A 20,922-nucleotide genomic window follows, 5' to 3' on the forward strand; every position below is an offset into this window, starting at 1 on the left:
CGCGTACTATTTATTTAAAAGGCTCCTCATGCTACCACGCTATGAAAATAAGCTTAGCGAGATCCGCTCAATGATCTCCACATTGCTATTACAAATTATTCACTCCAGTGAAGAGACATTGCTTGCGTTTGAAAATAACCAAAATGAACTCTACGAAACCGCACGCAACTATCTCAAAAGTCTCCAAAGTGACGCCAATAAAATTGATAACGAAATTATCAAGACCTTTGCCCTCTTCGGACCGGAAGCGGATGAGCTTCGTCTCCTTGTTTCCTATTTAAAAATGACCAACGAACTTGACCGTATCGGTGACGGGATGCGTAAATATTCCAAACGTCTTGAAGAACACCTGAACGGCGGAATCGATCTTTCTATTCTCACAAGCACCATTATTCAATTGCATAAAACCACGATCAATGCGTTACACTATATTCACCAATGTCTTGAAATCAAAGAGGGGTGTGATGCGGAAGAACTTTACCGTAAAGTCATGGTTGAAGAGTCTAAAAACGACGACCTTTTCTCTATTATGGAAAAAGAGCTTCTCACCCTTGTCATCAGTTCCGGTGAACTCTCCGTAGAATATGTCAAGGTTTTGGGAACACTCCGTAAATTGGAGCGTTCCGGCGACCGAGCCGTCAATATTGCCGCCCTTTTGCTGTATGCGCAAAAAGGGGGGGAGATGCAGATTTATAACTGATGTTACGCACTTTTCGGGCGAAGCCCGGAAAGTGGCAGGGACTAAAGTCCCTACAACCCCCAAAACAAGCGAAGCGCTCCCGAAGGGATGTTTCCTGAAACGCTTCCCGCATCTTTCGGATGCGGGAGATTAACTCTCCTTCTTGCCTCTTTGGGGCAGAGAAGTGTCAATACACTGAGTTTTACAGAAAATTTTTAAAAGGGATCGGCAGTGGATGGGTTGATACTGATCGTCGAAGATGAACAGGACATTTTGGAGTTAATGGAATACCATCTTGCCAAAGAGGGATTTGAAACCATCGGTTTTCTCAATACGAAACATGTTCTCGATGCCCTCGAAGAGGAGAGTATCGATCTCATTTTGATGGATCGAAATTTACCCGGGGCAGAGGGGAGTGAATTTGTCGAATCGCTCCGCAAACGGGGCATTCACACCCCCGTCATCTTTGTCAGTGCCAAACAAAAAGATCAGGAGATAGAACAGGGGTTTGAACGGGGAGGTGATGATTACCTTACCAAACCGTTCAGCATGAAAGAGCTTATTCTGCGGGTCCGTGCCATTTTACGCCGTACCAAAAAATTCTCCTCTCAGGGCGCTCTTTTTTACCGTGACATTACTCTCAATCTCGCATCGCGTACCGTCATGATTGAATCCAAAGAGGTAGAGCTGACCAAGCTTGAATTTGACCTCCTGCATACCCTTATCACCAATCAAAACGTCGTCCTTGACCGTGATTTTCTCCTCGAAAACGTATGGGGCGGCGACGATGTCTATCAAGACCGTACCGTTAACGTCGCCATTAACCGCCTTAAAGAGAAAATTGACCCCACGAAAAATAAAGAGTATATTAAAACGGTTCGGGGAGTCGGATACACGCTGTGCTAAGAATTCACCAACTCTTTTTTCTCAATGTTCTGGGACTTTTTACCTTTGCCCTCCTCATCGCTTCGGTGATCACCTTTTTAACCCTTAAATCAATGTTGATTAAAGACGGCGAAACCTCTTTGATACGATGCATCAGCCTTATTGAACCGCAGCTGATCGGCACTAAAGATCTTGACCTTTTTGCCGCCCAAACCGCCAAAAAAACCGGCTATCGGGTCACCGTTATAGACGAAAACGGCGTTGTGATCGCCGAGACCAATGCCAATAAAAAAACGATGGAAAACCACTCCGGACGTATCGAGGTGATGCACTCCATGACGCAGCCCTACGGTGTTGCTATCCGCTATTCCAATACCCTTAAAACCGATCTTATTTACGTCGCCCGAAAAGTTTCGACACCGCAGAGAACCCTCTATTTTCGACTTGCCATGTCTCTTCAGGGGGTAATGGACCATTTTTACGCCTTATGGCTCAAGCTTTTCGCCGCATTTGCGATTATCATGGTCATTTCTCTTGTGATTGCTTACAACATCTCTAAAAAAGCACGCCACGATATTGCCCAAATCACCCACTATCTGGATCAGATTTCCGCTAAAAATTACAAAGCGATCCTTAAACCCGAATATTTCAGAGAATTTTTACAAATCTCGATCCTGCTGAAAAATCTGGTCAAAAAACTTCATAACCGAGACAAACAAAAACGGAAACATACCGCCAAACTCCGGCTGATCAACAAACAGCAAAACGATATCCTCTCAGCCATCAGCCACGAGTTTAAAAATCCGATTGCCGCCATCATGGGGTATGCCGAAACGCTCCACGACGATCTTTCCCTTGATCCGAAAATTCGGGAGAGGTTCCTCTCCAAGATCCTCTCCAATACCCAAAAAATCACCCTGATGCTCGATCGGCTTGCCCTCTCCGTTAAGCTTGAAAACAACGATCTCAGCATTAAACCCATCCATTTTGACCTCGCCGAAGTGTGCGCCGAAACCGTTTCGATACTTCAGGCAAAATATCCCCATCGGCGTATCCTCTACAGCGGCATCTCCAAAAAAGTCTTTGCCGATAAAACGATGCTTGATCTTGTGATCGTCAATCTCGTTGACAATGCCCTTAAATACTCGGAAGAGGAGGTGAGCATTATCCTCACCGAAGATTCTCTCAGCGTTCGTGACAAAGGGATTGGAATTGCCCCCACCGAATTGGATAAAATTACCTCCAAATTTTACCGCGTACAGAAAAACCGATGGGACAATTCGATGGGACTGGGACTCTCTATCGTCAGCTATATTCTAAAACTGCACCATACGACACTCAACATAGAGAGTACTCTGGGGATAGGCTCAACATTCAGCCTTAAGCTCGATGCACTTCTCCCCAAACCCTCTTCGAAAAAATGATCTCCGTCCCCCTCCCCATTCTCCCCATTATCGAAACGTTAAGCCGCCACCGAATCACCCCGATTCTGGTCGGAGGATACGTGCGCGACGCCCTTATCGGCCATACGGGAACCGATCTGGATTTTGAACTCTACGGGGTCACCTCGCTCGATGAACTGGAACGTATTTTAAAACCTTTCGGAAAACTCAATGCCGTCGGCAAAAGCTTCGGAGTTCTAAAACTCTCGTATCAGGGATTTTCGATCGATTTTTCCCCGCCGCGCACGGAATCGAAGCAAGCTTCCGGGCACAAAGGGTTTGAGATCGCTTTTATGCGTGGAACCGATTTCACTGCCGCAGCGCGCCGACGTGATTTTACGATCAATGCAATCGGATACAATCCCCTCGATAAAACCCTCCTCGATCCTTTCGGAGGGAGAGGGGATTTATCCAAGAAACGTCTTGCCTGCGTCAATCCGGAGACCTTTATTGAAGATCCCCTGCGCCTTTTACGTGCGGTTCAATTTGCGGCACGCTTTGATTTGAAATGCGATGAAAAACTTTTGTCCTTATGCCGCATCATGATCGAAAAAGGGGCATTGCAGGAACTTCCGAAAGAGCGTATCTTCGAAGAGTTTAAAAAACTTCTCCTCTCTCCAAAACCCTCTGTCGGTTTATCGCTTCTCAAAGCAATGGGGGGGCTCTCTTTTTTCTCTCCTCTCGAAAAACTCGAAACAACCCTCCAAGATCCCGGCTCTCATCCCGAAGGGGATGTTTGGACCCACACCCTGATGTGTGTTGATGAAATGGCCCGGCTGCGTACCGGAGATTCGAAACGTGATACGGTACTGATGTTTGCGGCACTGCTGCACGATATTGCCAAACCCGTTACCACGTTCATCTGCGACGGGAAGATCAATGCTCCCCGTCATGCCGAGGAGGGGGCTCTCATAGCCGAAATCTGGCTGTCGCGCATAACCGAAGAGAAGTCGTTGATCGAAGCGGTTTTACCGCTTGTACGCCATCACGGAACCCCCCGTAAATTTTATCAGAACCATTCCCCCGATACTGAAATACTCCGCCTCAGCACAAAAGTAGCTATTGCCGATTTAATTCTTGTAGCACGCGCCGATTATTTCGGCCGATCTTTACCCTCCGTTCCGGATGATTTTAAAGCCGGCAAATGGCTCTATGAACGTGCGCAAGCGTTGGGAGTTTTGCATTTTCCCCCTGAGCCTCTTCTCAGGGGACGTGATCTTGTCGCCCTGGGCCTCTCCCCTTCGGAAACATTCAAAACTATTTTGGACGCCGCTTATGCAGCGCAGATCAATCTGGAATTCACCACCCCTGCCGAAGCGTGCGAATGGTTGAATTTTTACCTTGAAAAGGGGTGATTTCATCCCTCTCGCAACACGAACACCTCTCAGACGGTTTATTCCGCCGGGGCTTAAAATAGCGCTACGTAACGTATATGTAATCATAAATATACTATAATTGCCAACATTTTTGTATCAAGGCTAGGCATGATTGACAAAATCTTCTTTAACATGACCCGTACCAGCGCCCTCTTGATTCTCTTTATCGTGGCATGGATATTTGTGGTCCTCTTTAACCACTCTACCGAAGCGATGCACGCTTTTGGGCTTGATTTCATTACCCAAGACGAGTGGGCTCCCAATCTCGAAAAATTCGGTGCCTACGCCGCAATTTTCGGTTCGGTTGCATCAACATTTTTGGCAATGCTCCTCGCCGTCCCTGTTGCCATCGGCGTCGCTATCTTTTTAAGTGAAATTGCCCATGATAAAATCAAAGGGTTCTTCGGTGTCAGCGTCGAATTGCTAGCGGCTATCCCCTCCGTCATCTACGGAATGTGGGGATTATTTTATTTTGTCCCCATTATCCGTGACATTTTCGGAGGGGTCGGGATCGGCCTTCTCGCGGCGGGGATTGTTTTAGCGATTATGATCCTCCCCTTTATGGCAGCCGTTACCCGTGATGCGATGAACACAACTCCCGATATCCTCAAAGAGTCGGCGTATGCCCTTGGGGGGACGCAATGGGACGTCATTAAAGACATTATCATCCCTTACGCAAAAGCGGGGATTATCGGCTCTCTTATTTTGGCACTCGGACGGGCGATCGGTGAGACGATGGCCGTTACCTTTGTCATGGGTAATGTCCACCACACCCCAAGCAGTATCCTTGATCCGACGACATCGATCCCCGTTACGTTAGCGAACGAATTTACCGAAGCCGATTCGTCACTCTATTTCTCCAGTTTATTCGGTCTGGCGTTGACCCTTCTCGTTATGAGTTTCGTGGTAATCGCTATTGCAAAATTTTACTTTTTACGTAAAGTGAGGAACGGACAATGACCGCTACGCAAAAACGGGTTATTGCAAACCGTATTGTTTTAACCTTGTCTACCCTGAGTGCTGTTATCGCTTTAGGGTTTTTGTTCTGGATTTTAGGCGTTTTAGTCATGAAAGGGTTAAGTGCCCTTAACTGGAACATCTTTATCTTCGAAGGGGCCCCTCCGGGATATGCGGAGAGCGGTCTCAGACATGCCCTCGTAGGTCAGGCCATTTTGATTGCGATGGCAACCGCCATCGGTGTACCCTTGGGGATATTGGCCGGTACTTATTTGAGTGAATACGGCAAAAATTCCAAACTGGCCCACACCATCCGGGATATCTCTGATATCATGATGTCGGCCCCCTCCATCGTTATCGGAGCATTCGTCTATGCCGTTGTCGTTATGCCGATGGGGCATTTCAGTGCCTGGGCCGGTGCCATCGCCTTGGGAATCATCATGATCCCGATTATTTTACGGACCACGGATGATATGCTACAATTGGTACCGGGAACCCTTCGCGAAGCGGCATTTGCCCTCGGTGCCCCAAAATACAAAGTCATTATGGATGTGGTCTATCGCGGGGCCAAAGCGGGAATCTTAACCGGTATTTTATTGGGTATCGCCCGCGTCGGAGGGGAAACGGCACCCTTGCTGTTCACTTCATTTAACGACAATTTTTTCACAACCAATCTAAACGATGCGATGCCCTCACTTACGGTAACCATGTTTAACTATGCAATCAGTCCGTATGAAGACTGGCAGCAGCTCGGATGGGCAGCAGCCTTTATCCTCTCAATGTTTATTTTGGGTCTTAATATCTTAGGACGACTTGTATTACTGATGTCACGCTCAAAATAAGCAAAGCCCATTTTGAGGCAGGGAGAAATGTCCCTTGCAACCCCCTAAAGCTACTCGCATTAATCAAATGCGAGGGGTTGTATTAATTTACGAAAAAGGAAGTAATTTATGGCAAGCATTATCGATATCAAAGAGGAATGCGCACTACAGGTGCGTGATTTTGAATTTACCTATAAAGGGGCAGAAGCTCCGAGTCTGAAAAAAATAACGATGCCTATCGCCAAAAATTCCATTACGGCCCTTATCGGCCCTTCCGGTTGCGGTAAAACAACACTGTTGCGCTCATTCAACCGAATGCATGATCTCTATCCCGGCAATGTGTATAACGGCGAGATTGAATTTGAGGGGCGCAACATCCTCTCTTCAAAAGAAGATTTAATCCAGTTACGGACACAAATCGGAATGATTTTCCAGAAACCGACCGCGTTTCCGATGTCCATTTTTGATAACGTCGCTTACGGACTGCGTCTGCAGGGGATTAAAAACAAATCTGAGCTTTCCGACCGTGTCGAAAAAGCACTCAAAGATGCCGCACTCTGGAAAGAGGTGAGCGATCGTCTTAAAAACGATGCCAACGGCCTCTCGGGGGGACAGCAGCAACGTCTGTGCATCGCTCGCGCTATCGCGGTAGAACCGGAAGTGTTGCTCTTCGACGAACCGACATCGGCGCTTGATCCGATCTCGACACAAGGGATCGAAAAACTGGTCATCGAGCTTAAAGAGCGCGTCTCCATCATCATTGTCACCCACAATATGCAGCAAGCGGCCCGCGTCAGTGATTACACCGGATTTATGTATTTGGGAGAGCTGATCGAGCTTGGAAATACCGAAAATCTTTTTGTCACACCAAAAGAAAAATTAACGCAGGAATACATCACCGGTAAATTCGGTTGATCCCCTGCCCCACCCTTCTCTTCCCCGCATAGCTCTGTTTGTCTTCCAAATTTTTATTTATTGTGATATGATTTAAACAATACTACCACCCGTGTACTGTCCCAAGGAGAATCGTGATGTTGAATGATGAAATTGTGTTTCTTCCCGAAGATGAACAACCATCATCCAACCGTGAGGCGTGGAAAATACTCATCGTCGATGACGATCATGAAGTGCACTCCTTTACGAAACTAGCATTACGAAATTTTATCTATGATGAGCGCCCTCTTATTTTTCTCTCCGCGCACAACACCAAAGAGGCGTTGGAAATTTTGCAACACTCGGAGGATATCGCCGTTATCCTTCTGGATGTCGTCATGGAAACGGCGACATCGGGGCTTGAACTCGTCGAAACCATCCGCTACCGTTTAAAAAATACAATATCCCGTATCATCATCCGTACCGGACAGCCCGGTGTCGCCCCTGAGCGGTACGTCATCGACCATTACGATATCAACGATTACAAAGAAAAAACCGAATTGACGAGCGACCGCCTCTATGTAACGGTTCGAAGTGCCCTGAGCCAGTACAAACAGCTTGTTGAGCTCTTGAATAAAAAAAATGAAATTTACAATACCCTCATCACCGACAGTTTGACCAAACTCGGCAACCGGGTCAAGCTCACCCATGATCTCGATACGGGCAAGCCGATGTCGCTGATTCTCCTCAATATCGATGCGTTCAGTATGATTAACGATGTTTACGGATTCGATGTAGGAGATGAACTGCTGATACAATTCAGCCATATACTCTTGAATGCCGTCGATCCTGCGTGGAAAGTGTACCGCCTCGAAGCCGATATTTATGCGATTTTAGCCTGTTACACCCAGACGCAGAATCTCAACGCCGAAGTGTATCGGATCCAAAATACCATTGTTTCCCAGTCGTTTCACATCAGCGGTATCGATCATCGCATCAACGTGACGATGGGTGTGGTCGAACACGATATCGGTAATATGATCCAAAAAGCGGAAATTGCGCTGCGCGAAGCGCGAAAAATGAGCCGAAACCGGGTTCAGCTCTATTCGGACACATTAGAGGTGATCAAACAAATCGAAGAGAATACCAAATGGACCAAATGGCTTATCGATGCGTTTGAAAACGGTAAAATTTACCCCTATTTCCAGCCCATTATCGAATGCAAAAGCGGAACGGTCTCCAAATACGAGGCATTGGTCCGTCTGGAACGTGACGGAGTGATTTATACCCCCCACCATTTTCTCTCAACCGCCCGCTATGCAGGGCTCCTTTACAAAATAACCCAGCGGGTTTTTGAACATACGTGTGCCTTGTTCGCTTCCAACACCCTCTCCTTTTCCATCAACATCACCGATCAGGATCTGATTGAAAACGATTTTTTAAATTTTATCGAGAGAACCCGGGTAAAGTACGGAATTGAGCCGGAACGGATCTATTTTGAAATTCTCGAAGAGAGTAGTATCCTCTCCAATCCTATTGCCGAAAAACACCTCCACCAACTGACCGAAATGGGGTATCACCTTTGTCTGGACGATTTTGGCGTTCAATGCTCCAATTTTGCCCAGCTCGGAAATTTGAAACTCGATATTTTAAAAATTGACGGAACCTATATCAAGGATATCGACATCAATCTCAAATCCAAATCCATTACCGAAACGATCCTTTTTTTCACCGACAAAATAGGGGTGCAGACGGTTGCGGAGTTTGTCCATAACGAACAGGTTTATACGATTGTGAAAGCGTTAGGGGTTGATTATGCTCAAGGGTATTTTTTAGGGGAACCCAAACCCTATTTACTGTGATGAAAGCGTCTGTTTTTCTTCTCCTTTTTGTACACTCCTGTATCGCTCCTCTTTTCGCCGTTTCGGAAGAGAGTATCAAAGCAGCCTATCTCGAACGTTTTGCGATGTTTATCGAATGGCCAAAACCGATTAAGAGCTACAATATTTGTATTTTCAACGATCCGGTTTTTTCAAAAACACTTCAAAAATCGTACGATTCCAACCTCTTTAATAACCGTCCCGCCACGGTAATTCCCCTTTTCACCGGCAGCTCTGCCGAAGAGATGTCGGAGTGTCATATCCTTTTTTTCCGGACGGCCAAACCGGCCCAAAATGAAGCGCAACTGAACCTGCTGCGTAAAAATAATGTTTTACTGATCAGCGATGAGGCTTCGGATGTTAAAAAAGGGGCAGCTATCGGGTTTTATCTTGAAAACAACGCATTTCGATTTTTACTGAGCCAGCGGAATCTTGAAACGGCAAATCTTAAAGCGAGTTACAAACTGCTCAATTTTGCCACCCTAATCGACCCTACGGAGGGTAAAAATGCAGCTAAATAACCATTCTCTCACCATCCAGATTATCCTCTCTCTCGTCGTAACGAGTATTTTTATCATCTGCATCGAAACCGCTTTCAATCTCGTTTACACCGCGAACCATGAAAAAATCTCTTTTCTCCATGAAAGTAATCTCGAAGCCGATTTAATCGCCGATTTGATTACCGCACCGTTGGCCTTTTTTGATACCGAGGGGATTGCAACGCATCTCATCCGGTTAAAAGGGAACAAAGAGATCAATCTGGCCGTTGTGTACGGTGCCGATAAAACTCCGATAACTTTTATTAACAATAAAAATACCCCTCTACCGGGTACCCTTCCCACCCTCGGAGTCTTTTTTGAAAACGATCATTGGCTCCCGTGGAGATTCGGGAAATTGCACATTACGGTCGAAATTACGCAAAACAGTCAGCTTTTAGGATATCTGTATCTTGAAAAAGAGACCGATCAGATTACTACGTATGTTTTGACATTTTTAAAAAATGTCTCTCTTTTCTCCTTCGGATTGATCTTGCTTATTTATCTCGTCTCCCGCCTGCTCGGTAAAAGGATCCTTCAACCGATCCTGACGTTGACCGAAGCGGCAAAAGAGGTCTCCCAGAATAACAATTATTCTCTCCGCGTCACCCATAAACGCAACGATGAACTCTCCTATCTTTATGATGCATTCAACTACCTTCTCTCCAATACCGAATCGTTAACAACCCATCTGGAGTCACGGGTTGCCTCACGGACGCAGGAACTCGAAGCGAGTATCGAAACCCTTAAAAAGACACAAATGCAGCTGGTACAGTCTGAAAAAATGGCCTCGTTGGGGAATCTGGTCAGCGGCGTCGCACACGAAGTCAATACCCCCCTTGGAAATGCCATGACGGGAGGATCCATTATCGTCAACGAGTCCAAAACACTTCTCAAACAGATGGAGGAGGGGACCCTGAAGCGCTCCACAATGGAAGAAGGGCTCCATGTCCTCAATGAAACGGCCGTTCTCCTCCTTAAAAGCATCACTCAGGCGGCCGATCTTATCCGCAGTTTCAAACGGATATCGGTAGACCAAAGCGTCGAAGAGAAACGGGATTTTAATCTATATCATTACATTGAAGAGATTCTTCTCACCTTCCACAACAAAATTAAAAAAGTTCCCGCACAGATATGCATCGAAGGGGATCCCGACCTTATCATCAAATCGTATCCGGGAGTTTACGCACAGATATTCAGTAATTTCATCCAAAATACCCTGTTTCACGGTTTTGAAAATCCCCCCGCCGATCCTCAAATCACCATCCGCTTTCATACGCAGGGGGATACCCTTGTTGTAATCTACGCCGATAACGGCTCGGGAATGGATGAAAAAGTGAAAAAGAACGCTTTTGACCCTTTTACGACCACCAAACGAAATGCAGGGGGGACCGGGCTCGGGCTCAACATTGTGTACAATCTCGTCGTCCAAAAACTTTTCGGTGACATTTCATTCACCTCCGAACCCTCCAAAGGGGTGACGTTTACCCTCACCCTCCCTCTGGAACCGACGACTCCCCAAACCGAAACGAAAGTTTGAATAAAGGATATCGATATGAAAAAACTTTTTTTATTCTCCGGAATATTTTCCTCTTTCCTTCTGGCAAACAATTCAAACGATCTGGAATCCCTCTCTCTCGAAGATCTCCTGAAAATCGAGGTAACCAGTACGTCACGCCGCGAAGAGCCTCAACACCTCGCTTCCGGAGTTATCACCGTCGTCTCCGCCCAGGAGATCAAACAATTCGGAGCACGCCATTTACGCGATGTAATCGATCGCCTCGTCGGCATGCAGGTGCTCAGTTCCCATCAGCGCCCCCATAACAAAACTTCGATTCGGGCGATGAACGGAGCCCATCAGGAGGGGTGGGAGGTGGTTCTCCTCAACGGACGTCCGATACACGACGCAACCGACGGCGGGTTCAATTTTGATCTTTATCTTGGATTTCCCCTGAATACCATTGATCGTATCGAGATCATACGGGGACCCGGTTCGGTTATCTACGGATCCAATGCGATGGCCGGGGTCATCAACATCATTACCAAAGATCCAAAAAAATCGATTAACGAAACTCGGATCGATCTGAGCGGCGGAAGTTTCAACCGCCGTCAGCTTCAACTCTCAACCCTCAAAGGAGGGGCCGATTATTCATTGAATATCGGACTCAATTCGATCCGTTCCGAGGGCGACACGATCAACGGAGTGATTGATAAAGACAACCTTCCCGGAGCCTACGAGAGCGGTGAAAAGAGCGACAATCTCGTTATCAACGCCACTTACAAAAATTTTACCCTCAATACCATGGTGATGAAGAATATCCTAGACAGCGGCGGTTCAACCTTTCAACTCCCCTCTCAGCCGATGAAGAAAAACCGCTATTTTATCGATGCCGGCTATCAATACACTATTGCCAGCGGATGGGACGCTTCCCTGAATTATACGGTCAATATTGCCGATTTCGACTGGCAGATCAGCGAAGCCGGGGGGAGAAATCACTACAAGGACCGCTCCAACATGACGGAGGCCATTGTGCGAGGCAACGTCGCGAGTGATCTGAATCTCCTTTTCGGTGCCAATTTTATGGATTACACCACCGCTTTTACGATCGGATTTCCCTCTTCGCGTATGCGCAGTAAAAGCGCCTATACCCAATTCGATTACATGCTTACTCCGAAACAAAAAATAATTGGAGGGATACAATGGAACAAACCCGAAGAGACTTGTTCCGATTTGTCCTCCCGGATCGGTTTTATTCAGGGACTATCCGACCAATGGTGGGTAAAACTTCTCTACAGCGAAGCGTACCGATCTGCAAATCTCCAGGAGGCAAAAATCGATGCTCCGACCCTCAAAGGAAATCCATTTCTCGATCCCGAAAAAGTGGCAACATACGATGCCCAGCTCATCTATCAGACACCGACTCGCTATTTTGCAGTGAGCTTGTACGATACAACCCTTAGAAATTTAATCGTCAGGGTTCCGGGAACACCGACGACGTTCACCAATCAGGGGCATGTACGGTTTCAGGGGTTGGAAGTCGAAGGGAAAATGGAGGCAAAAGAGAATTTGAGCATCATCGGCAATTTCAGTTATCAGCACAACAAAAACGACAAAGGGGTTGAAGATACAACGTTTGCCCCGAATGTGATGGCTAAAATAGGAATTTCCCATCAGGGGTTTCGCGGAATGGGGATCGGCCTCTTTAACAGTTACTTCGGAAAATCGACCGATTTGACCGTCACGAACGGTGTTCCGTTAAAAAATCCGAAACCGGAAGGCTATAACCTTTTAACGGCAAACGTATCGGTCGATACGGCCAAAATGTGGGGAGTCGGAAAACCGGGAAATTCTATGATAACACTCTATCTCGATAACTTACTGGATAAAGAGATTTATACCCCCAATCTCAATTATACCAACGGAACCAATACCGTGCCCCACCACTGGGGACGCAGTGCGAATATAACCTATAGCTACAAGTTTTAATAACTGACCTTATACACTTTGTCTAAACAAGTGCAAAAAGGTTAGTAATCTCCCGCATCCGAAAGATGCGGGTAGCTTCAGGGGGGTGCAGGGGACAAATTGTCCCCGCCACTTTACGGGCTATGAGCGGAAAGTGTATAACATCAGTTAATAAAATCACCTACTTTTCACTATCAATCTCAATTACCGTATGGACATTTCCGCGCGGATAAAAATCGGCAACGACTTTTAAACGCTTAGGAGCGATTTTAGTCTCAAAAAGACTATAGATCTCATTGGCACTGTTTTCGTGCGAAATATGGCGGTTTCTGAACGAATTAATGTAGAGTTTGACCGCTTTGAGCTCAGCTACCCATTTGTCCGGCGTATACTCTACGGTAATCGTTGCAAAATCGGGGTATCCGCTTCGCGGACAGAGACAGGTAAATTCCGGCAACGTTACCTTAATCACGTAATCTCTTTGATGTTCATTGGGCCAAATCTCAAAATCTTTTTCGCTATCGAAATTTTCTACTATCTGTTCACCGTATTTCATTGTTTGTTTCCTTGTGGGCAATTTCGTCCAGAGTTAAAATTTTACCGAGATAATTTCCCTGACGATAATTTATTTTCAGTGATTTTGCCAAAAGTTCGGTATGTTCGTCCTCAATCAGCGGCAGCCAGGTTTGGGCCCCGCATAAATGGGCACTCAAATTAAGCCCCTGAAGGATATTCTGATACCCCTGTTCTTTTAAATGGCGTGCATAGATCGAATCAAATCGTACCAAATCAATTTCAGCTCTTTAAGATAGAGCATCGTCGTATGGTATCCTCCTAAACGGTCTAATGCGATTTTATACCCCACTTTTCGATAGTGTCCCAACTGCTGTTTAAAACGGTCCAGTTGATGACAATACTCTTTTTCTTCGAACATCAGGGTAATTCTCCCTCGGGCTTTCGGAAAACGTTCAAACATGGTTACCGCATGTTCGAAAAAATAGGGATTGCGGAGGGTAACCGAAGTGATGGTCAGAATAAAATTTCCTTCATGAGAGCCGCACAATTTACCGATTTTTTCCAGAAGGGACATCTCTAAATTACGCATTTTATTCAGTCGATTGAGTACCGGCACATAACGGCTTTGGTGGATTAATCCCCCTTTTGAATCGATCAGCTTGATTGACGTATCATACATTTTTTCGTTCGGACCGGACAAATGCCATAAACCGATGGAAAACCGCTCTCCTTCGAGTGCATCAAGAATCTGATTTTCAAGTTCGTTAATGGAATAAATTTCCGATTTTTCATTACTTTTACGATCAAAATGGAGTTCATACAAACGGCTGATAAGCATATCGTAATCATCGGAGAGCCTTGAATCGACGAGGCTGCTTTCCAATCTTACCTCGATATCATTGACGAGATGGTCTTGGTATTTAGCGATAAAGAGTTCAAGCAACGGGATATAATTCTCTTTTTTTCCGGAGAAAAAAAGTAAAAAATCCCCCCCCTTATAACGGGTAATAATTAATTTTTCGAACCCTTTGTCACTGAAAAATGTATTTATTTTGTCAACGCTCTCTTTTAAAATCGCATCCCCGTTTTTGATACCGTAACGTTCGTTAATCGCCCAAATATTTTCCAAAGAGATCATCAATAAGGTTTTAACCCCCTTCTCTTTTGCATACAAAGAGAAAAAATAATCGGGGGTGAAGGTATGGGTCGTCGTATCGATAATATTTTCACGGCTGCTTTGGTAAATGAGGTAAAAAATAAAATAAACCATTACCCCGAGCAAGAGGGATGACGCGGTGATAAACGAGACGAACAACCCCTCTTTATGTTGATTAAACATCGCAAAAAAGGTGATGAGGGTTAATAAAAAGATGGGAAGCCCCATCCGAAGTGCTAAACGAAATCGACGCGATCTCTCAACTTGTTGAGTATATGCCATTTAGATATCGAGGTGTTTGACGTCTTTGGCATGAGTTTCGATGTAATTACGGCGGGGTTCAACGTCATCTCCCATAAAGAGGTTAAACGATTCACTGGCCGATTCGGCATCATCAATCGTAATACGGAGCAATACACGGTTTTCCGGCGTCATGGTTGTTTCCCACAACTGCTCCGGATTCATCTCCCCTAGCCCTTTATAGCGTTGGATATAAGACCCTTTCTTCGCGTGATCGGTAATCATCGTCAGGAGTTCCAGCAGATCCCCCTCTAAAGGGAGATTCCACTCCTGGATTTTTTGAAAAATGTAGTTTGCTTCGGCAAAATGGGGCGATGCAAACAATTCATCATTGACATAGAGCTCTTCAAGCCCCTCTTTGGTTTGGACAAAAAGATGCATCTCCTCATCACTGACATTTTTGGAGAGGATATTGTTCCCCTGATCGTTCAGAAATTTTTCTACGTGGGTATACAATTCGGTTAAAGAAAGTGCTATAAGATCCGGATTTTCAATAAAATAACGGATCAATTCGACCAACGCATACCGTCGTTCCAATGCATCAAGGGTACTTCGATAATGGTCCACCATTTTGAAAAAAGAGATCAAATCGTTTACGCCGACATTGAGGTTTTCCATCTCCAGCGCTTCAATTCCGTTTTCGATCAAAAAGGCATTCATGACGCGATCATCTTTAAAATAGATCTCTTTTTTCCCTTTTTTGTATCGAAAAAGTGGCGGCTGAGCCAGATAAAGATAACCGTTTTCGACAATTTTCGGAAGATATCGGAAGAAAAAGGTGAGCAATAACGTTTGAATATGGCTTCCGTCAACGTCGGCATCGGTCATGATAATGACCTTATGATAACGGAGTTTCTCTTCGTTGAACTCTTCTCCGATTCCGCATCCCAGCGCCGTAATCATGTTGGTGATCTCTTCGGATTTGAGAATTTTATCCAAACGGGCTTTTTCAACGTTCAAAATTTTACCTTTGAGCGGCAAAATCGCTTGGAATACACGGTCACGACCCTGTTTTGCCGAACCGCCCGCAGAGTCCCCTTCCACCAGATAGAGTTCACTGATGCTCGGATCTTTGCTTTGGCAATCGGCCAGCTTCCCCGGCAGGGTTCCAACCGTCATCGCGTCTTTACGTCGGGTCAGTTCACGCGCTTTTTTCGCCGCTTCGCGTCCGCGTGCCGCCATTAGCGCTTTTTGGACGATCGCTTTGGCCTGAATCGGATTTTCTTCAAAGTATTTGGTCAACTTTTCGTACGTTACTTTTTGGACTAATGGACGAACATACGTATTTCCGAGTTTCCCTTTGGTTTGTCCTTCGAATTGCGGTTCAGGTACCCGGACCGAAACGACGCAGATCAGCCCTTCGGCAACATCTTCACCCGAAAGAGGGATATCTTTCTCTTTGGCATTGCCGTTTTGTTTGTTGTAATTGGAAACAACACGGGTCAAACCGGCACGAAAACCGGCTTCATGGGTACCGCCGTTGGGAGTATTGATATTATTGACGAAGGTATAACTTTTTTCATCATAACCGTCGTTGTACATGATGGCTATATCCATCTCGATATCTTCTATTTTTTCGTTGAATTCGTACGGAGTAGCCACAACGATTTTTTTATTCATATCGGTAACGAATTGGGTAATTCCCCCCTCGAAATGGTAGGTGTTATCGGCACCGTTACGCTCGTCTTTGAATTTTATCGTGATGCGGGGGTTAAGATAGGCAAGCTCTTTAAACCGTTTTGCCAGATAGTCGTAATCGAAAATGATGGTTTCGGTAAAAATAGTGGGATCCGGAAAAAATTCGATCGTTGTCCCTTTTTTACGGGTAGTTCCGGTTGTTGCCAAAGGTTCTTGGGGTATACCGCATTTAAAATTTTGTTCAAATGTCTGACCTTCGCGAAAAATGGTCATTTTAAGATCGGAACTGAGTGCGTTGACGACGGATACCCCTACCCCGTGCAAACCGCCTGAAACTTTGTAGGTATCTTTGTCAAATTTTCCGCCGGCATGCAAAACGGTTAAAACAACCGTTGCAGCTGATATCCCTTCACCCGGATGGATATCGGTCGGAATACCCCGTCCGTTATCGCTTATGATTGCTGTCCCTTTTTTTGTCAAGGTGACGTTTATGGTATCACAATGCCCTGCCATCGCTTCATCGATTGAGTTATCAACGACTTCGTAAATCAGATGGTGTAATCCTCGATGACCGGTATCACCGATATACATACCGGGCCGTTTTCGAACGGCTTCGAGCCCTTTTAGGACTTTAATATTGCTGGCACCGTAATTTTGTTCCATAATTGCTCCCGCGATAGCGTGTTAAAAGCTCTATTTTACCCGATTTAAACTAAAAAGAAGGTTTTTAACGGATTTTGGATGAATAAGCCGTATAGGGCAGGAGAAGAGGGTGTAAGTGAGAAAACCGGATATGCGATTTTATTTCAGGAGAAGGGCATCTCCGAAATAAAATCAAATGACGATCGGCATGACGATGGTTTTGAAATTTTCATCTTTCAGCACAAAGGGTTGATTCGATTCATTGGCTTCAAGGGTAAAAGTGTTCCCTTGAACCTGACCTAAAAAATCTAAAATATAGCGGCTATTGATGGCAAGGATAAAAGGGGCATCAAATCCGTTTGTAATCTCAATGGCTGTTTTTGCTTCGATGTTATCGTCGCTTAGACTTTCAAACAAAATAGCATCGTTTTGAAAAGTGAGTTTCAGGTCATTGGAAATGGTCGTAATTTGTTTGATTGCCGTAATGATTGTTGATTTGGGAAGGGTAATAGAGCGTTGAACCTCTTTGGGGATGATGCGGGTGTAATCGGGAAATTTACCGTTAATCAATTTTGTGTAAAAAAGAGAATCCTCGGATTTGATAATCAAATGGGTGTTATCGTAATAAATTTCGATGTTATCGGTAAACAGTTTTTGAATCTCTATAATTGCTTTTTTCGGGACAATGATGGAGAGTTCTTCGTTATTTTGACTCTCTATGTGAACAAGAGCGAGACGACGCGTATCGGTAGAGACAAAATTGATCTGATTGGTTTTAATATCGATCAATGCTCCATTGAGCTCGAACTTAGGATTATTGGTATCGGCTGCGGGGGTAATCTTTTTGAGCGATTCGATCAGCAGTTGAGAGTTGATCGCAATATTAGGTTTTCCGTCGATAGAGGGGAATGAGGGGAACTCGGAACTTTTAAACGTGGGAAGTTTGAAATTTGAACGTTTTTGACGGATATGCAAGGTATCTTTTTGGAGATCGAGTTCTATCTCTTCGTCTTTGAGGATACGGATGATATCGAGAAGCTTTTTACCGTTAGCGGTTAATGAGCCGGGTTCTTCAACAGTAAGAGAGTTTGTTTGTATGGTAAGCCCTATCTCATAATCGGTTGCTTTTGCGGTTAGCGTTCTTCCATCGGTAGAGAGAAAAATATGAGAGGTAATTTGGGAGGTATCTTTTTTCTCTAAAAAGGGTTGTAGATGAAGGAGAATGTTTTCTAAAACCGATTTTTCAACGGTAATTTTCATGAGCGATTCCTTATTATTTATATTAACAATAGCTAGTAGTTAGTAATAAGGGGGTGTGAATAAGTGAAAACACTTTGCAAACTCCCAAATCAGCGTAATGGAGGGGTGTGATCAAAAGGCGCGCTTTCATTCACATCCATTCACCTCTTGAATTATATCTTTTTTAAAACCCCTTTACAAATAGAAAAATTATTGGGATGTGACCATCGAAACTTTGTTGGAGAGTTCTTCGACTTTGATTTTGAAATCTTCATCGTTTTTCATCAGTTCCTGTATCTTTTTCATGGTATGACTGACGGCCGTATGGTCTTTCATCCCAAAGTATTGGGCAAGCTGAGGCATGGAATTGGGAGTAAGGGAACGGGAAAGATAAATGGCGATCCGGCGGGCATAGACAATGTTGCTGTTACGGCTTTTGGAACGGATTTCACTGGTTTTGACATTCAGCTCTTTGGCTACGGTATCCATAATCAAATCGATCGTAATATTGCTCCGTTTTTCGGCCATTTGTTCTTTGAGGACATTTCGGGCAAATTCGATGGTGATATCAACCCCCATCAGCTGGGAGTAGGCATTGAGTTTGGAGAGGATCCCTTCGATTTCACGGGTATTGTTCTCGATAATCGTAGCAACGTAATTTATAACTTCCCGATCGAGTTTAACACGGTTGATTTCACACTTTTTCTTGATGATTTCGATTTTGGTTTCGAGTTCGGGGGGTTGAATATCGGCGACCAGTCCCCATTCGAAGCGGCTTTTGAGCCTCTCTTCCAGTCCGCCGATTTGTTTGGGTTTTTTATCGGAGGTGATAATGATCTGTTTGTTTTCATTGCGAAGTGCTTCAAAGGTATGGAAAAATTCTTCCTGTATCTGATTTTTACCGCTTAAAAACTGAATATCGTCAATCAAAAGAAGGTCGCATTTACGGTATTTGTCTTTGAACCGGTCCATCGTACGGTTACTGAGGTGTCTTGAAAAGTCGTTGAGAAACTGTTCCACCGAGGTATAAATGACCGTTTTTCCCTGAGCCGCCATGACATTGCCGACCGCGTGCATGAGGTGGGTTTTCCCCAAACCCACGCCGCCGTAGATAAAGAGGGGATTATAAACCATCCCCGGTTTTTCACTCACATTTTTTGCGGCGATGTAGGCAAAGTTATTGGATCCCCCTACGACGAAATTTTGAAAGGTATAAGAGGGGTTCAATAATGAGGTGATGGTTCTTTCCGGGACGACAACCGGAGCATTCGGGGTAGAGGAAGCAGTACTCGCGGTGAGGACACTGATAATAACGGTCGGTTTTATATTGGTATTGACTTCAAACAGGTGGGCAATTTTATCGGCATATTTGGTTCGAATCCAATTGGCGATCAACGCATTGGGTGCATTGTAAACGGCAAGATTGCTTTTGGATTGTTCTTCATTGAATTGAAGTTGTTTAATATAGCGTGAATAATCAAGCTCGCTGATCTCATTTTTGAGTGCATTTAAAACTTGTTTACCGATCGAATTCATTACATACCCCTGTGAATAGCTATGTGAATAATACCGTTTTTTCCCTATAATTAGGGATAAAATTTATGTGAATGAAATAATTCACAGGGGTGAATAGGAGTGAATATGATGATACTAGGGATCGATCCGGGGACACGTAATTGCGGTTATGCCATCGTCATGATTGAGGGACAAAAGATCCGTTTGATCGAAGCGGGATTAATCAAAATTAAAAGTGAAACACTCCAATATCAGATTCCGCAGGTGGTTGAAGCGTTGGAACAGATTTTTAGAACGCATACGATCGATGAAGTAGCGATGGAAGATATTTTTTATGCCCATAACCCGAAAACGGTGTTAAAACTGGCACAGTTTCGCGGAGCAATTACCCTCAAACTTTTGCAGGAACACGGAATGTTTGCCGAATATACGGCGTTGCAGGTGAAAAAAGCGTTAACGGGTAAAGCCAAAGCGGCCAAAGAACAGGTGGCATTTATGGTGAAACAGATTTTAGGGATTACAAAAGAGATTAAGCCGATGGATATTACCGATGCGATGGCAGTAGCGATTACCCATGCCCAAAGAGTGAAGTTGGAGAAAAATAAGCGCGGTGTAACTGCGCGTGGGCATTCTGCCGAAGATGAGAGCCGTTAAGCAAATGTGAATAGTTTCACGTTTGTAGGTTCGAAACCGAAGATATTGTACGAAGTACTATCGTAGGAAAGCGTTAGCGTAGTCAATCGGGACTTGTTCCGATGACGTATCAAAAATAAGTAATAAGCGACCGACACACCAGGAAGGTCGCTCGGCCGAAAGTGTATCGAAAGAGTCTTAGAGGGGCTTAATTTTTTTCAATTGATGATAGGGTTAAGACTTAATACCCCTCTGTTTTAATAATCTGCGAAATCCCTTGCGTATCTTTAAAAACAGATCAAAAATCTGCTCAATTTTTCAACATTCACACTGTGAGTGAAATGTGAACAAAATGTGAGGCGAATCCC

Annotated in this window: 18 protein-coding genes; 12 read left to right on the forward strand and 6 right to left on the reverse strand. The window is 44.8% G+C overall.

All coding sequences use genetic code 11. The features are described 5' to 3' along the window. The first annotated feature begins 28 nt into the window (after nt 1-28). From M0P91_RS02120 to M0P91_RS02170, 11 genes are all read left to right on the forward strand, one after another. Nucleotides 29-700: a PhoU domain-containing protein gene (locus tag M0P91_RS02120; protein ID WP_295063815.1), complete on the forward strand. Its 672-nt coding sequence runs from the start codon at nt 29-31 to the stop codon at nt 698-700. Nucleotides 701-910: 210 nt separating this feature from the next. After that, nucleotides 911-1,585 (forward strand): response regulator transcription factor, encoded by a 675-nt coding sequence (locus tag M0P91_RS02125; protein ID WP_295063818.1) that lies wholly within the window; start codon nt 911-913, stop codon nt 1,583-1,585. Then, complete coding sequence (locus tag M0P91_RS02130) at nt 1,579-2,988, forward strand: HAMP domain-containing sensor histidine kinase (protein ID WP_295063821.1); 1,410 nt, start codon at nt 1,579-1,581, stop codon at nt 2,986-2,988. Before M0P91_RS02125 ends, M0P91_RS02130 begins: the two co-directional genes overlap by 7 nt. After that, on the forward strand, nt 2,985-4,361 hold the full coding sequence (locus M0P91_RS02135; RefSeq protein ID WP_295063824.1) for an HD domain-containing protein: 1,377 nt from the start codon (nt 2,985-2,987) through the stop codon (nt 4,359-4,361). The genes M0P91_RS02130 and M0P91_RS02135 overlap by 4 nt, the downstream gene beginning before the upstream one ends. Nucleotides 4,362-4,490: 129 nt before the next feature. Then, a complete protein-coding gene (pstC, locus tag M0P91_RS02140) occupies nt 4,491-5,342 on the forward strand; it encodes a phosphate ABC transporter permease subunit PstC (RefSeq protein WP_295063826.1) in 852 nt (283 codons plus the stop codon). Continuing rightward, on the forward strand, nt 5,339-6,181 hold the full coding sequence (gene pstA / locus M0P91_RS02145; RefSeq protein ID WP_295063829.1) for a phosphate ABC transporter permease PstA: 843 nt from the start codon (nt 5,339-5,341) through the stop codon (nt 6,179-6,181). The genes pstC and pstA overlap by 4 nt, the downstream gene beginning before the upstream one ends. A gap of 108 nt (nt 6,182-6,289) precedes the next feature. Then, nucleotides 6,290-7,075 (forward strand): phosphate ABC transporter ATP-binding protein PstB, encoded by a 786-nt coding sequence (pstB, locus tag M0P91_RS02150; protein ID WP_295063832.1) that lies wholly within the window; start codon nt 6,290-6,292, stop codon nt 7,073-7,075. Between the two features lie 116 nt (nt 7,076-7,191). Continuing rightward, complete coding sequence (locus M0P91_RS02155; protein WP_295063834.1) at nt 7,192-8,895, forward strand: GGDEF and EAL domain-containing protein; 1,704 nt, start codon at nt 7,192-7,194, stop codon at nt 8,893-8,895. Beyond that, nucleotides 8,895-9,434, forward strand: a complete 540-nt coding sequence (locus M0P91_RS02160) for a YfiR family protein (RefSeq protein WP_295063837.1) — start codon at nt 8,895-8,897, stop codon at nt 9,432-9,434. The genes M0P91_RS02155 and M0P91_RS02160 overlap by 1 nt, the downstream gene beginning before the upstream one ends. Beyond that, nucleotides 9,421-10,989, forward strand: coding sequence for a HAMP domain-containing sensor histidine kinase (locus tag M0P91_RS02165; protein ID WP_295063840.1), 1,569 nt, complete (start codon nt 9,421-9,423; stop codon nt 10,987-10,989). Before M0P91_RS02160 ends, M0P91_RS02165 begins: the two co-directional genes overlap by 14 nt. Nucleotides 10,990-11,004: 15 nt before the next feature. Further along, nucleotides 11,005-12,936 (forward strand): TonB-dependent siderophore receptor, encoded by a 1,932-nt coding sequence (locus M0P91_RS02170; protein ID WP_295063843.1) that lies wholly within the window; start codon nt 11,005-11,007, stop codon nt 12,934-12,936. Nucleotides 12,937-13,096: 160 nt separating this feature from the next. Here M0P91_RS02170 and queF read toward each other — a convergent pair whose 3' ends face one another. The 6 genes from queF to dnaA form a co-directional block, all read right to left on the reverse strand. Next, nucleotides 13,097-13,471 (reverse strand): preQ(1) synthase, encoded by a 375-nt coding sequence (queF, locus tag M0P91_RS02175; protein ID WP_295063846.1) that lies wholly within the window; start codon nt 13,469-13,471, stop codon nt 13,097-13,099. Then, on the reverse strand, nt 13,458-13,703 hold the full coding sequence (locus tag M0P91_RS02180) for a hypothetical protein (protein WP_295063849.1): 246 nt from the start codon (nt 13,701-13,703) through the stop codon (nt 13,458-13,460). The genes queF and M0P91_RS02180 overlap by 14 nt, the downstream gene beginning before the upstream one ends. Further along, entirely contained in the window at nt 13,667-14,869 is a 1,203-nt protein-coding gene (locus M0P91_RS02185) for an EAL domain-containing protein (RefSeq protein WP_295063852.1), read from the reverse strand. Before M0P91_RS02185 ends, M0P91_RS02180 begins: the two co-directional genes overlap by 37 nt. After that, on the reverse strand, nt 14,870-17,188 hold the full coding sequence (gene gyrB / locus M0P91_RS02190; protein ID WP_295063855.1) for a DNA topoisomerase (ATP-hydrolyzing) subunit B: 2,319 nt from the start codon (nt 17,186-17,188) through the stop codon (nt 14,870-14,872). A gap of 171 nt (nt 17,189-17,359) precedes the next feature. After that, on the reverse strand, nt 17,360-18,427 hold the full coding sequence (dnaN, locus tag M0P91_RS02195; RefSeq protein WP_295063857.1) for a DNA polymerase III subunit beta: 1,068 nt from the start codon (nt 18,425-18,427) through the stop codon (nt 17,360-17,362). 189 nt (nt 18,428-18,616) lie between these two features. Then, complete coding sequence (gene dnaA / locus M0P91_RS02200) at nt 18,617-19,942, reverse strand: chromosomal replication initiator protein DnaA (RefSeq protein ID WP_295063860.1); 1,326 nt, start codon at nt 19,940-19,942, stop codon at nt 18,617-18,619. 105 nt (nt 19,943-20,047) lie between these two features. Between dnaA and ruvC the strand changes: the two genes are divergently transcribed. Continuing rightward, the gene (ruvC, locus tag M0P91_RS02205) at nt 20,048-20,575 is read left to right on the forward strand and encodes a crossover junction endodeoxyribonuclease RuvC (RefSeq protein ID WP_295063863.1); all 528 of its coding nucleotides are present in this window, start codon (nt 20,048-20,050) and stop codon (nt 20,573-20,575) included. Nucleotides 20,576-20,922 lie beyond the last annotated feature (347 nt).

Source organism: Sulfuricurvum sp. (assembly GCF_023229695.1).
In the GTDB taxonomy this organism is placed as follows: Bacteria; Campylobacterota; Campylobacteria; order Campylobacterales; family Sulfurimonadaceae; genus Sulfuricurvum.